Source organism: Pseudomonas avellanae BPIC 631 (assembly GCF_000444135.1).
GTDB classification, from domain to species: domain Bacteria; phylum Pseudomonadota; class Gammaproteobacteria; order Pseudomonadales; family Pseudomonadaceae; genus Aquipseudomonas; species Aquipseudomonas avellanae.
The window spans coordinates 1-12,962 of record NZ_ATDK01000587.1 but is presented as its reverse complement, the minus strand read 5'-3'; the positions used below and the strand labels follow the sequence as shown (position 1 = coordinate 12,962).

Here is a 12,962-nt window from a genome sequence, read left to right as displayed (position 1 = left end):
CGATATCTTGGGCGCTCATTTCTTCGCCTCCAACGGTGTAATCAACGAGCAAGAATAGACGATTTTACAGAGCATTTATTTTTGAGACAGCACACTAGAAAATACAGGCATCCTGCTGATCTCTTCCCCCTTCGAATAACCACGTCCTGCGCCTCGCGTTGGCGGTAGCCATTGCAGTCCCCGCCTTTATTTGCCTCTTGCATCCAGAGACCACACCTCATGGGCATTCCTCATAACCCTGCGCTCGGCTATCGCCCCGAGATCGACGGCCTGCGCGCGTTGGCGGTGGTTCCCGTCATTCTGTTTCACGCCGGCCTGCCGCTGTTCAGCGGTGGATTCGTCGGGGTCGATATCTTTTTCGTGATTTCGGGCTATCTGATCACCTCGATCATTCTCGCGGAAAAGATCAACGGGACGTTCTCGCTGATCAATTTCTATGAGCGACGCGCCAGGCGCATCCTGCCAGCGCTGTTCGTGGTCATGCTGGTGTGCGTGCCGGTCGCCTGGTTGACGCTTGACCCGCCGGACCTCAAGTACTTCGCCAAGAGCCTGGTGGCCGTGCCGATGTTTTCGTCCAACGTGCTGTTCTGGCTCGAAAGCGGCTATTTCGACGCGACGGCTGAACTCAAACCACTGCTGCACACCTGGACGCTTGCGGTGGAGGAACAGTACTACCTGTTTTTCCCTCTGCTGCTGATGCTCGGCTGGCGCATGGGCCGCCCCCGACTTGTGGTGTTGCTGACCCTCGTCGCGTTGGCCAGCCTGACGCTTTCGCAGCTGGGTGCGCGTAACGACGCCAGCAGCACGTTTTACCTGCTGCACGCACGCGCATGGGAGTTACTGACCGGCTCGTTTATCGCCTTCTACCGTGTCTGGCGACCGCGCCACGCGCCCAGCGTCAGCCTTCTCGATCAGGTGGCTGCGGCGCTGGGCGTGTTGCTGATCGGCTACGCCGTCGTGCAGTTCGACGGCAGCACGCCGTTCCCTGGCCTCAATGCGCTGGTGCCGGTGCTCGGCGCAGCGCTGATCATCGTTTTTGCGCACGGCAAGACCTGGGTTGGCCGAGCGCTGAGTTCACCGGCGCTGGTGCTCATCGGCATGATCAGCTACAGCGCCTACCTGTGGCACCAGCCGCTTTTCGCCTTTGCTCGTCAACGCAGCCTGAATGAGCCCGGCCTGCCGTTGATGCTGAGTCTGACTCTGCTGTCGCTGATGCTGGCCTGGATGAGCTGGCGCTATGTCGAGCAGCCTTTTCGCAAACAGGGCGCTTTCAATCGCCAACAGGTGTTCACCTCGGCAGGCGTCGCGTCGGCGCTGTTTATCGCGCTGGGGCTGACCGGTTACCTCAACAACGGCTTTAGCCAACGCTTCAATGTCGATCCGGCCATTCATGAGGAATTTGCCGACCCGCAGATTCGTGACAAATGCACTCAGAACGCCGTCGATTTCTGCCTGTTCGGCGCAGCCAACCCAGACGCCACAACGGCTCTGGCGGTATTTGGCGATAGCCACTCGGAAGCCCTGTTATCAACCTTCGATAGCGTCGCCCGCCATCAGGGCAAAACCATTGTTCATAGTGGTCTGGGTGGCTGTCTGCCGTTGTTGGGCGTGGACGTCGCCAGCGGCAATTACGGCCCCGGCGTCTGCGAGGCCCTGGCCAGCCGCGAGTTTGAGTACGTGAAAAAGCACCGGATTGCAAAAGTGGTGCTGGTCGCGCGCTGGACGCTTTATACCGACGGCGATTACGGTAAAAAACCGATGAGCAAGTATTTCCTGATTTCCGCCGACAATCAGGAAAGAAGCCGTGCAGCCTCGCGGGCCGTGTTCAAGCAGGCGCTCGAAGCCACCGTTCGGGCGTACCGCGGCATCGGCAGCGAAGTGGTCATCATCGCGCAGGTGCCGCAGCAGTTGATCAATCCGGAAAACCTTTATTACCGGCTGGCTCGCGACACATCGGACAGCCAGGCGCAGAAGTTGCAGCGGGTCAGCGAATTGTCAGTGCCGGTCGTGACGCACGAACATTTGCAGCGGTTCACGCGCGAAGTGTTCGGGCAGGCCAGCGAGTCGAAGCAGATAGGGCTGATCACGCCGGATGCAGCGTTCTGCAAGAACGACCAGTGTCTGATAGGCGACATGAACTCGTACTACAAAGACTTCAACCACCTCAACGCCAAAGGCGCCGGGCTGCTTGCCGGTCAGATCAGCCAAATCGTTGCGCAGTGACGAGAGGCGGCAGACGGTGTTTTTCAAAGCGTTTTCTGCAATGCTTGCGCCAGCGCACTGTTAAGGACAACCGCATGACGGCCGCAAGCTTCGCCCCGTTTCAGGATCTCGCCAACCTGCTGATCCCCTACACGCATGCCGAGAAGATCGACGGCTCGCACGACGTCTCGCATTTGCTGCGGGTGTGGAAAAACGTCTGCGCCATACGTGACCGTGAAGGCGGCGATGCCCGTGTGCTGATGGCCGCCACGCTGCTGCACGATTGCGTATCGGTCGAAAAAGACTCGCCGTTTCGCGCGGGTGCCTCACGACTGGCGGCGGCAAGGGCCCGCGAACTGCTGAGCGACATGGGCTGGGATGAAGAAAGCATCGCCTCGGTTGCCCACGCTGTCGAGGCGCACAGTTTTTCGGCGGCGATAACCCCGTTGACGCTGGAAGCAAAGATACTGCAAGACGCCGACCGGCTGGATTCACTGGGCATGATTGGCGTGGCGCGAACCTTTTATGTCTCCGGCCGGATGGGCAAATACCTGTACGAGCCCAATGATCCGCATGCCAGCCAGCGCCCGTATGACGACAAGCGCTTTGCCGTCGATCACTTTCATACCAAGCTGCTGCACCTCGCCGACGGCTTTCAGACCCGCACGGGCGCGCAGATGGCGAAGGTCAGACACAACCGGTTGAAACGCTTTCTGGATGAATTGATGGAAGAAATCGGCGCGTCTCAGCCCTGAGCGGTTGCTCGTTTTCACCTTAAACGCAGGATGTCATAAAGACATCACATAACTGCCCTATAAACGGCTCTTCGAGAAGGTCCGTGTGTTTATAGGGGTTGTGTGCCGTGAAGAAGTTTCTGCCTCGTTTTCTACGTCGGCGAACGACAACAACCGTGTTGCGCCGCTTCAAGATCACCCCGCGACTGGTGATCTGCTTTGGTATCACCTCTCTGCTGACGGTCGCCCTGGGCGCATTTTGCCTGCTGCAGATGCAGGAGATCCGCAATCAGAGCGAAACGGTAGAGAGCGGCGCGCTGCCGAGTATCGCTATGGCCGACGCCATCGCCATCGGTCTGGTCAAACTGCGCAGCGAAACCACCCGCCTGATCGCCAACGCCGATGATCCGGGGTCGGTCATCAACAGCAAGATCAACGTCGAACAGCTCAGAAACGAGGTCGAGAAAGGTTTCTCGGAATACCTCGCACGTGTGCAATCAGGCACCGAACATGATTCGATCATCGCGCTACAGGATGCTTACAAAGCGTTTATGCCGGGCTTGCAGGAGCAAATTGCTCTGATTGAACAGAACAAACTGGATGAGGCCCGAATGCTGGCCAACACCATGCTCACGCTGCAGGGCGACCTGATGGACATGCAGGTGCAGTTGCTGCGAGAGCTGAACAAGCAGAGTGCGGCCAGTGCCGTAGACGCGGCCGGGGCCAGTTACGCACAAGCGCGAATCATCGCCCTGAGCGCCATCGCCGTCGTATTGACGCTGACCCTGCTGCTGGCATGGCGCCTGAGCGTCAGCATCATTCATCCGGTGCGCCAGGCTTTGCACATCGCCAGCACCATCGCCGATGGCGACCTGACTGAACACCAGATTGCCGACGGCAAGGACGAAACCGCGCAATTATTGATCACCCTCGGGCGCATGCGGACCAACCTGCACGGCACGATCGAGCAGATTTATGCGGCGGCCACCCAGTTGTCGCAGTCGGTGCAGGAGATGGGCACCATCGCCGAGGTCAGTGCGCTCAATCTGCAACTACAGAACACCGAAATCGAACAGGCTGCGGTCGCCGTCAACCAGATGAGCCAGGCGGCCATCGAGGTGGCGGGCAATGCCAGTAATACCATGACTGAATCCGAGGCCTCAACCCAGGCCGCGGCGCAGGGTCAGAACAAGCTGTCGGCGACCATCAGTTCGATCAAGGAGCTGACTGAAAATGTGCTGGACTCTTCGCATCAGGCCGAAGGGCTGGCCGAACGCACGCAAAGCATCAGCAGCATCCTCGATGTGATTCGCGCGATTGCCAACCAGACCAATCTGCTCGCCCTGAACGCCGCCATCGAAGCCGCACGTGCAGGCGAAGCCGGGCGCGGGTTTGCCGTAGTGGCCGATGAAGTGCGTTCGCTGGCGCAACGCACCAGTGCGTCCACCGCGGAAATCGAAGGGTTGATCAGCGGCGTGCAGCACAGCACTCAGCAAACCGCCAGCTCACTGCGCCACACGGCAACCCAGGCAAACCTGACACTCGAACAGGCTGCATCGACCGGCCAAGCCTTGACGGTGATCATCAATGCGACCGCCACGATCAATGATCGCAACCTGTTGATCGCCAGCGCCGCCGAGCAGCAGGCGCAAGTTGCGGGCGAAGTGGACCGTAACCTGAGCAGCATTCGCGATCTGTCCAGCCAGACGGCTTCAGGCGCACAGCAAACCACCGTCGCGAGCAACGCACTGTCGATGCTGGCGACGGACCTGAACCTGATGGTCCAGCGGTTTGTGCTTTGATGCGCGGGTCGATCAGTCCTGCGGACGCAAACGGTACTGCGGCGGCAGTTGCTCGAAACCGCTGATGGTCACGTCGAGGCTTTTCCAGCGGCCATCCTTGATACCGTAGATGCAACCATGCACGGACAGGCTCTGCCCACGATGCCAGGCGTTCTGCACAATGCTGGTGTGGCCGACGTTGGCCACTTGCTGAATCACGTTCAGCTCGCACAGACGGTCAACGCGCTCTTCTTCGGTCGGCAGCTTGGCCAGCACGTCGCGGTTTTCGTAGTACAGGTCTCGAATGGTGCGCAGCCAGCCGTCGATCAGGCCGAACTGACGGTCCTGCATGGAAGCGCGTACGCCGCCGCAGCCGTAGTGGCCGGTCACCAGGATGTGTTTGACCTTCAACACGTCCACGGCGTACTGGATCACTGACAGGCAGTTCAAATCCGTGTGCAGCACGACGTTGGCCACGTTGCGGTGCACAAACAGGTCACCAGGCAACATGCCGACGATCTCGTTGGCCGGCACGCGCGCGTCCGAACAGCCGATCCACAGAAACTCAGGTGTTTGCTGGCGGGCCAGTTTGGCGAAGAATTCAGGATCTTCCTGATTGATCGCGTCGGCCCAGCGTGCATTGTTATCAATCAGGTCTTGTAGCTCGTTCATGCTTTGACGCCTCGATAATGATGCCCAGCCCTGGACTGGTGGTCCGATCCTTCACGTCACGCCTTGATGCCAAACTTAGACTGGTGTCCGGCCCTTCAAGTCACGTCGTTGTGCCACTACGTGCAACGTACGCCTGGTCAACGACTGTCCGTAGACAACTGTCTGTAAACAACTGCCCGTAAACAACTGCCCGTAAACAAAAAGGAATCTTCAAAGTCATGGCCGGTCAACTTTTTACGACCACCTGAAATGAGGATTTGTCATGAACGATTCACGCCGTCCGTTCGGTGCCACCGAGCCAGAACCCATCGATGACAACGAAGACCGCATGGGCTCTATGGAAACACTCGATTTCGATGAGGAAGATCCTGCCCGTATCGGTGATCTTATCCCTGAAGACCAACTGCAACATGAAATTCCGGATCAGCGTGTGCGTGAGGCCGGCCTGACCGGCGCATCGACTGACGACCACCATTCGACCGATGACGACCTGTCTCCGGAAATCCTGATTCGTGAAGACGGCGCCCGCTCCGCCTCCGAACAAGGCGAGAGCGACCCTGCCGACCTGGACCTGACCATAGTCGATGACGATGAGATTGGCGCAGGCAACGGGCTCGACGAGGAGGAACTGGCGGTTGTTGATCCGCTGGAAGGCAATACTCAGCGCTGACCGCCAGCGTCAGTCAAACAGCGTGCAGGCCATGACCACTGCGTCTTCACGGCCGCCGTCGGGTGCCGGATAGTAATCACGACGCCGGCCTATCTCGTTGAAACCGTAGTTTTCATACAGACGATAGGCTGGCCGGTTACTGTCGCGCAGTTCCAGAAAGCATTCACGGGCGTTGAGCTGATAAGCGCGCTTCATCAGGTGGTCGAGTAGCAGCAAGCCAAGACCCCGCCCTTGGTTTTCAGGTTTGACCGTGATATTGAGCAGATGCGCTTCATCAATGATGACCTGAATAACGCCATGCCCCACCTGCTGCGCGCCCTCGAACATCAGCCAGATTTCGTAGGACTTGAGCCCGTCGAGAAAGATTCCGCGCGTCCAGGGATGAGTGAACGCTGCGTATTCGATTTTAAGCACCGCGTCCATGTCGGCTTCGGTCATGCGGCGGAAGGTTACGGCATCACTCATCGATCGATTTCCAGCGCGTCATCAGCCGACGCATGGCTTTCCAGACATCAGCCTTGCGCTCAGGCTCGTCCATCAATAATTCAAGACCTGGCAGCGCCCAGGCAGCGCCCAGGCCTTCGACCTGAAGTTCACGGTTGTAGGATTCGGCATCCGCTTCGCCGGCGAACTTGACTGACGGCAGGCCGATCAGCCACAGGCATGCGCAGGGCTCGTCCTCAAGCCGCGCGCCGACAAAACCCTGCACGAAATCACGCGCCGCTTCCGGCCCCTGGTCCATCTGGCCACGCACCAGCAACGGCCAGCGCACCGGCTCACCGATAATCTGCGGGCTGTCAGGCAGGCCGGCAGCGCGCAGCATGTCCTTGAGCAACAGGTAAGAAGGGTCGCGACTCTGAAACGGCTGGCCGGTGGTCAGCTCTACCAACAGCATGCAGCGCCCGGCGCGCAGCAGTTGCAGAGCAAAGCGTGGCGGCGGCACGACCGGGGCCTTGGGTGGCGCTGGCGCTGCCTCTTCGACCGGGGCAACGGTACGCGTGCTGGCCAGCGACGGGCGCGGCACTTCGATTTTCGGTCGCTCGGGCTGGCGTGCAATCGGCACAACGTTCGCCGCTTGCGCAGGTGCATCGTGTGCGGACGGCGCTGTGGCAGGCGCAATGCTCCGCACCTCGACCGGCGGCGGCAACGGTGTAAGCAGCTCCGGACGCGACGGTGCGGCGAATGGCAGTTCTGTGCGCGGCAGCCAGTTGACCACCTGCATGGCGGTCAAATAAGCGCGGCGACGGGACTCGTTGAGCAAGGGTCAGCCACCTGTGGATAAGTTGAGCGCGCAATTCTAGCGTTGTTCGCCTTTTCGCGCTGCAGCATATCGCCGTGAGGTGAAATATCAGGCGACTGATGCAGTACAATTGCTGCTTTTCACTTGCCAACAAGCCGGCCTAACGATGATCGAACCCAAGCGCGTCCTGCGCGCCCTTGCCGAGCACTGGGCGTTACTTGAGCCTTTATGCGAACATTTCGACCAGGGTACTTTGAGCCTGAGCGAGCTGCGCCTGCAACTGGCGGCCCAGCAACAGGACAGTACCCCGCAGGACATCACCAACCTGCTGGACGTGTGGATCCGCCTGGACATTCTGGTCCCCGTCGCGAAGAGCCCGAACCGCTTTGAACTCAACGCGCAGATCCACGACTTTCTGTCCTACCTGCGCCGCGAACACCGGTTGGGCCTGTGCCTGGAGATCGAAGCTTATCTGCGCCACCTCGAGCGACTGGCCGGTTACATTCAGGACGCCTTCGATGTGCGCGATGCCAACGACCTGGCCAGACAGCTGCGGCTGCTGGACATGCGGGTACGCGACGTACTCAAGAAGCTCGCCAACGACGAACAGGCGCTGGTCGCGGTGGCTGATCGAGCCAAGACCAGCGACCGGCAGATCCCGTTGCGTCAGCGCTATGCAGAAGTGCTGGCCACGTGGGATGAATACGTCGAGCCGATGATTCAACTGGTCAACGCCGATGGCGCCTTCGAACAGGGCGTGCGCAAGGTCGAAGTCGTTCTGCTGCGCCTTCTGAGCGAGCAGCAGCGGCTTGGCCACTTGGTCGACGACGACATGCTGCTGCGCACCCATGCGCGCATCCTCGAAATGCAGACCAGTGCTCAGCTGACTTTGCGTCATGCGCGCGAGCTGCTGTTGCCGTTGCGCGAAGAGGCTCGCCGTCATAATGCCGTGACCCGAGGCGCGGCGCTGGCTTTGTCGGCTATCCGGCGCAAAGGCCTGGACGCAGTACCGCAAGCGGCCATGCCGATGTTCACCCGTCCGCAAAGTACCTTTCTGGGCAGCGCGAGCCAGGTCGAGGCTTATGTCTATGCCCTGGCGCGCTTTGAACCCAAACCGGCGAAATTCCCCAAGGCCAGCGGCACACGCAAGGGCGACGCGCCCCGTGCACCGCGCACGGTCAAAGAGATGCTCGAGCGCTGCGAAGACGCCCTGCCGATGCCGGACCTGATGGTCTGGTTGCTGGAACAGGAGCCCACCGGCGAAACCGACGAGCTGTTGTACTGGTTCTCGCGGTTGTCGCGTGACAAGCGCTTCGCCCGCGAACGCCTCGAGCGCCGCGAATATTTCACCCGGGAGCACCGCGTCAGCCTGCGCTCCTTTGCCCTGCTCGCTGCGCAAGACGAGCAGCCAGAGAATTCCGAGAGCCCTGTTCATGCATCTTGATCTATCCGAAATGTCCCAGCTCGCGCCGATCTTTCGCGAGCTGTTCAAGGGCTATCACATCAGCCGCCGCGACCCGGAGCTGTACGCCCAGTTGTCCAATTGCCAGGACCAGTACCGCACGCTGTTCAAGGCATTGGGCTACGAGCTGGTCTGCGACACGCGCGGCTTCTATTACTTCGTGCCGGAACTGGCTGCCGCGCAGGTCAACAAGACCGCTCAGCGCCTGGCGCTGTTCACTTTCATACTCGTCGAGCACCTGGCTGATCAGGGCCGCGACCCGATGGCCGTGCTGGACGGCGGCAGCCTGGGCCGCGACGAGCTGCCTTCGATGCTGGAAAAGTACCGCGACCTGTTTCTCCAGGCCGAGGTGCAGACCCAGGAAGAGCTGGAAGAGAAGATCATGCGCCGCATGACGCAGCTGGGCTTTGCCAGCGAAGAAGTCGGCATCTACCGCTTTCTGCCGCCGATGCACCGTTTTCTCGACGTGTGTCTGTCGGTGCAACAGGACCGCGACCTGGCAGCCAGCCTGCACAGCGCGCTGCCACTGCCGACGCCGGTGCTCATCGATGACGACAGCGACGAAAAGCTTCTGGAAACCGATGACCCGCTGGACCTGGCTGAATTCGGTGAAGAAACCGAGGAAGACGCGCTGGCCCGGGCAATCGCCGATGAGCAACGACAGGAGATGGACACATGAGCCAGGAACGTTATGGCATCCGCCGTTTTGCTCTGCTGAATACCGCAGGTTACAGCCTCGGTCTGTTCCCGCTGGAAAACCCGCTGTCGGTGTATGGCGCGAACAACCTGGGCAAAAGCGCCTCGATCAACGCCCTGCAGTTCCCGATTCTGGCGCGTATGTCGGACATGAGCTTCGGCAAGTACAGCCTGGAGCAATCACGACGCTTCTACTTTGCCTCCGACACCAGCTACATCCTGGTGGAGGTTTCCCTGCCCCACGGCCCGCATGTGATTGGCGTTGTGGGTCGCGGTCCGGGTGGCGGTTTCGGCCATCAGTTCTTCGCCTATGCCGGTGAGCTGGATCTGGGTCATTACCAGAAGAACGACACCTGCCTGCGTCAGAAAGAGCTGTTCAGCAATCTGGAAAGTCAGGGCCTCAAAGCCTACGAACTCAAGCCCGATGAGCTGCGCCGTTTGCTGGTCGGCGGTCACACCTCCATTCCGCTGGACCTGACACTGATCCCGCTGCGCTCCACCAGCGAACAGAGCCTGAAAACCTTCCGCGCACTGTTCATCAACCTGCTGCACATGCGCGAAATCACCGCGGCCAAACTCAAACAGCTGTTTCTGGATGCTTTCGAGCACAGCCTGCGCTCGGGCAGCGTCGACTACATCGCGGCCTGCGAAGAAGCTTTCCGCGATGTGCGACGCATGGAGCAGGATTACAACTCGCTGGTGCTGGCTGGCCCGCTGGTCGAAGCGCTGGCTGCCGGTGTCAAGCAACGCGATCTGTTGCGCGGCAAGCTGCATCGCCTGTCACCGGTGCTTGATTCGTTGCTGGGCACCTGGTCGGATTACTCGGGTGCGCGCAAGGAAGAACTGGTCATCCAGGCCGAGCACTATCGCGCGCAGCAGGATGAAATGCAGAACGACCAGCGCAGCAGCACGCAAGAGCTGATGCGCCTGGAGCGTGAGATCAGCGGTATTCAGCGCTGGGTGGGCGAGCTGTCGGTGCTCAAGAATCGTTTCGCACTCGTCGATAATGCCACGGTGCTGGAGCAACAGCTGCTGGCGGCCAAAGACGCACACGATGAACTGGCCGGTGCACTGGCCCAGTCCCGGCAGTTCAGCGCCGAAGACCTGGACGAGCGCCTGCGGGACCTGGAAAAACGCCTCAAGTCGGTGAAGCAGCAGCTCGATCACGCCGACAACAACAGCTATGCCCGGCTGCGCGAAGAGTTCTCTCAGCCGGATGTCGAACGCCTGATGCGTTTGTTCAACAGTGCCCTGTTCAGCCTGCCACTGGGCGAACAAGGCATCGCGCTGGACGATGGCGATGCGTGGGTCAAATCGCTGGAAACCATTCTGGATGGCTTCAAGGGCGACCAGTTTGTCGTGCCGGGGCTGACAATCAATCTGTCGAGCATCGAGCCGCCGGCACTGCAAGCGCTGGCCGATCGCGCGGCACTGCGCGATCAGAAAGAACGCCTGGACAAAGAACTCAAGCAGCTTAAAACCCAGCAGGCTGTGGCTGCCGACCGCTCGGCGAGCAAGGTGCAGACCGAAGTGCTGTATCAACAGGTGCTGGATGCCCAGAAAGCGCTGGAAGACTTCCGTCGCTGCCAGACCCTGAGCGCCGAAGAGTCTGCCAAGCTGGAAGAGCTGGCGCAGATGGAGGCGGCTCAGGACGAACTGAAACGCTCCAGCGACGCCTTCACCGAGCGCGTCCAGCAGCTGTCGGCCAAGCTGCAACTGATTGCGCGTCAGATCGGCGATATGGAATCCAAGCAACGCACACTGGATGACGCACTGCGTCGCCGGCAGTTGCTGCCAGCGGACCTGCCGTTCGGCACGCCGTTCATGGACCCGATTGACGATTCGATGGATAACCTGCTGCCGTTGCTCAACGATTATCAGGACAGCTGGCAGGGTCTGCTGCGCAGCGATGGGCAGATCGAGGCGCTTTACGCTCAGGTGCGCCTCAAGGGCGTAGCGAAGTTCGACAGCGAGGACGACATGGAGCGCCGCCTGCAATTGCTGATCAACGCGTATGCGCACCGTACCGAAGAAGCGCTGACACTGGGCAAGGCTCGCCGCGCTGCGGTGACCGACATTGCCCGTACGCTGCGCAACATCCGCAGCGACTACGACAGCCTTGAGCATCAACTGGCGCTGTTCAACCGGGAGATCAACAAGCGCCAGGTGTCGAATCTGGCAAGCTTCCGTATCGTGCTCGCCCCGAACAAGGAAGCGCTCAAGCACATCGACCAGATTATCCACAGTGCCGGGCAGTACGAAGAAGGCGAAACACTGTCGGTCTTCGACCTGAGCCAGAGTGCCGAGCAGGACAACAAGAACGAAGAAGCCAAGGAGTACCTGGCACGGCTGGTGGCTGCCAACCATAACCAGTTGGGCTTGAAGGACCTGTTTGAGCTGGCGTTCGAGATCACCAAGGTCAACGGTCAGCCGGTTATCCACACCGACATCGATGGCGCGGCCTCCAACGGCACGACCATGACCATCAAGGCGCTGACCAACATGTATCTGTTGCTGCACTTGATGGATCGTGATCAGGCTGGGCGGGTTCGCTTGCCTTACTACCTGGACGAGGCAGCCGACATTGACGAGAAGAACCAGGCTGCACTGCTGGAAACCAGCCTGCAACTGGGCTTCGTTCCGATTCTGGCGAGCGTGAAGCCTCAGGTATCGGCCCATGTTGCTATCGACCTGGAAGGCGGCAGCGGACCTAATGGCATTTACATCGACGAAGCGGACTGGAAGTACATTCAGCGTCGAGATGAAGTGAAGCAAGCGGTTCCAGAAGTAGCGTCGTAACGACTGCTGGCTGTAACCGGAAGGCCGCATGAGAATGCGGCCTTTTTTGTTGTCTGGAATTCAGACCTTCATACCGTACAACCCATAATTAACGCGAGTATGGTCAAAGAAGGCTGGGTCGAAGTGATCGCCATACCATTCGAGCATGTTGTCGTGATCAGCATGATCGGGCTTTGTGATTGCTGCGAGAAACTCCGAATAGCCCCAGCTGCCACCTACGTCTTCCGGTGGGCAAGCGTTAGCACCATCAATGCAATAAGGCACCTGAGGACAGGATCCTTCGGGCATTTTCTTCTCGACTTTGATCTGGTGATCCCAATTGTCTCCAAAGTCGTAAAGATAGCCAAACGTCTTTTTACCGGCCAGCGTTTTGCTCAGTGCCTTCCTGTTCTGGGAGTTTACAGGAGGCCCCATGCCATCGACGTCTTGAATGCCGTAACGCTCACCGCCAATTTCGAACTCATGCAGATGCCCACCCTCCCAGCCCATTACCCACTGAATGACGGCATGCAATTTCACCAGAGTGATCGTTTCAGGCACGACTACGCGACGCCAAACCTTGGGCTTGATCTCTTTCAGCTCAATGTAGAGCACCAGCAGATCTGCTTTAGGCTTGGTTGAGAGAGTGTTTTTAGCCATGCACCTGACCGTCCTGTTGTGTTGGAAGCGATATAAAATATCAAAATCCATAAAAACAAAAACCCTC

Annotated in this window: 11 protein-coding genes and 1 pseudogene; 8 read left to right on the top strand and 4 right to left on the bottom strand. The window is 59.5% G+C overall.

From position 1 onward, the window contains the following. Window positions 1-219 precede the first annotated feature (219 nt). From DW49_RS0127600 to DW49_RS1000000134475, 4 genes and pseudogenes are all read left to right on the top strand, one after another. Window positions 220-2,223: an acyltransferase family protein gene (locus DW49_RS0127600; protein WP_005614958.1), complete on the top strand. Its 2,004-nt coding sequence runs from the start codon at window positions 220-222 to the stop codon at window positions 2,221-2,223. Window positions 2,224-2,297: 74 nt separating this feature from the next. Next, window positions 2,298-2,957 carry an HD domain-containing protein gene (locus tag DW49_RS0127595; RefSeq protein ID WP_005614956.1) on the top strand — a complete coding sequence of 220 codons (660 nt, stop codon included), beginning with the start codon at window positions 2,298-2,300 and terminating at the stop codon, window positions 2,955-2,957. A 107-nt stretch (window positions 2,958-3,064) separates the two neighbouring features. Further along, window positions 3,065-3,655, top strand: a pseudogene (locus DW49_RS1000000134480) (MCP four helix bundle domain-containing protein); the annotation flags it as partial. A gap of 219 nt (window positions 3,656-3,874) precedes the next feature. Next, on the top strand, window positions 3,875-4,738 hold the full coding sequence (locus DW49_RS1000000134475; RefSeq protein WP_370464053.1) for a methyl-accepting chemotaxis protein: 864 nt from the start codon (window positions 3,875-3,877) through the stop codon (window positions 4,736-4,738). Window positions 4,739-4,750: 12 nt separating this feature from the next. Here the strand turns inward: DW49_RS1000000134475 and can are convergent, their stop codons facing one another. Next, a complete protein-coding gene (can, locus tag DW49_RS0127585; RefSeq protein ID WP_003380298.1) occupies window positions 4,751-5,389 on the bottom strand; it encodes a carbonate dehydratase in 639 nt (212 codons plus the stop codon). A gap of 262 nt (window positions 5,390-5,651) precedes the next feature. On the opposite strand from can, the gene DW49_RS0127580 reads away from it, so the two are divergent. Next, window positions 5,652-6,059 carry a hypothetical protein gene (locus tag DW49_RS0127580; protein WP_005614951.1) on the top strand — a complete coding sequence of 136 codons (408 nt, stop codon included), beginning with the start codon at window positions 5,652-5,654 and terminating at the stop codon, window positions 6,057-6,059. Window positions 6,060-6,068: 9 nt separating this feature from the next. On the opposite strand, the gene rimI is transcribed toward DW49_RS0127580, so the two are convergent. Both rimI and DW49_RS0127570 read right to left on the bottom strand, forming a co-directional pair. Then, on the bottom strand, window positions 6,069-6,524 hold the full coding sequence (gene rimI / locus DW49_RS0127575) for a ribosomal protein S18-alanine N-acetyltransferase (protein ID WP_003380294.1): 456 nt from the start codon (window positions 6,522-6,524) through the stop codon (window positions 6,069-6,071). Beyond that, complete coding sequence (locus DW49_RS0127570; protein ID WP_005614947.1) at window positions 6,517-7,320, bottom strand: hypothetical protein; 804 nt, start codon at window positions 7,318-7,320, stop codon at window positions 6,517-6,519. Before DW49_RS0127570 ends, rimI begins: the two co-directional genes overlap by 8 nt. Window positions 7,321-7,465: 145 nt before the next feature. Here DW49_RS0127570 and mksB point away from each other — a divergent pair, with 145 nt between their 5' ends. From mksB to mksF, 3 genes are read left to right on the top strand one after another with little or no spacing between them, the layout of a single operon-like run. Beyond that, a complete protein-coding gene (gene mksB / locus DW49_RS0127565; protein ID WP_003380291.1) occupies window positions 7,466-8,743 on the top strand; it encodes an Mks condensin complex protein MksB in 1,278 nt (425 codons plus the stop codon). Further along, window positions 8,733-9,440: an Mks condensin complex protein MksE gene (gene mksE, locus DW49_RS0127560; protein WP_003380289.1), complete on the top strand. Its 708-nt coding sequence runs from the start codon at window positions 8,733-8,735 to the stop codon at window positions 9,438-9,440. The genes mksB and mksE overlap by 11 nt, the downstream gene beginning before the upstream one ends. After that, window positions 9,437-12,256, top strand: a complete 2,820-nt coding sequence (gene mksF, locus DW49_RS0127555; RefSeq protein ID WP_005614945.1) for an Mks condensin complex protein MksF — start codon at window positions 9,437-9,439, stop codon at window positions 12,254-12,256. The genes mksE and mksF overlap by 4 nt, the downstream gene beginning before the upstream one ends. A gap of 60 nt (window positions 12,257-12,316) precedes the next feature. Here the strand turns inward: mksF and DW49_RS0127550 are convergent, their stop codons facing one another. After that, entirely contained in the window at window positions 12,317-12,895 is a 579-nt protein-coding gene (locus tag DW49_RS0127550; RefSeq protein WP_005614940.1) for a plasmid pRiA4b ORF-3 family protein, read from the bottom strand. Window positions 12,896-12,962: the final 67 nt, after the last annotated feature.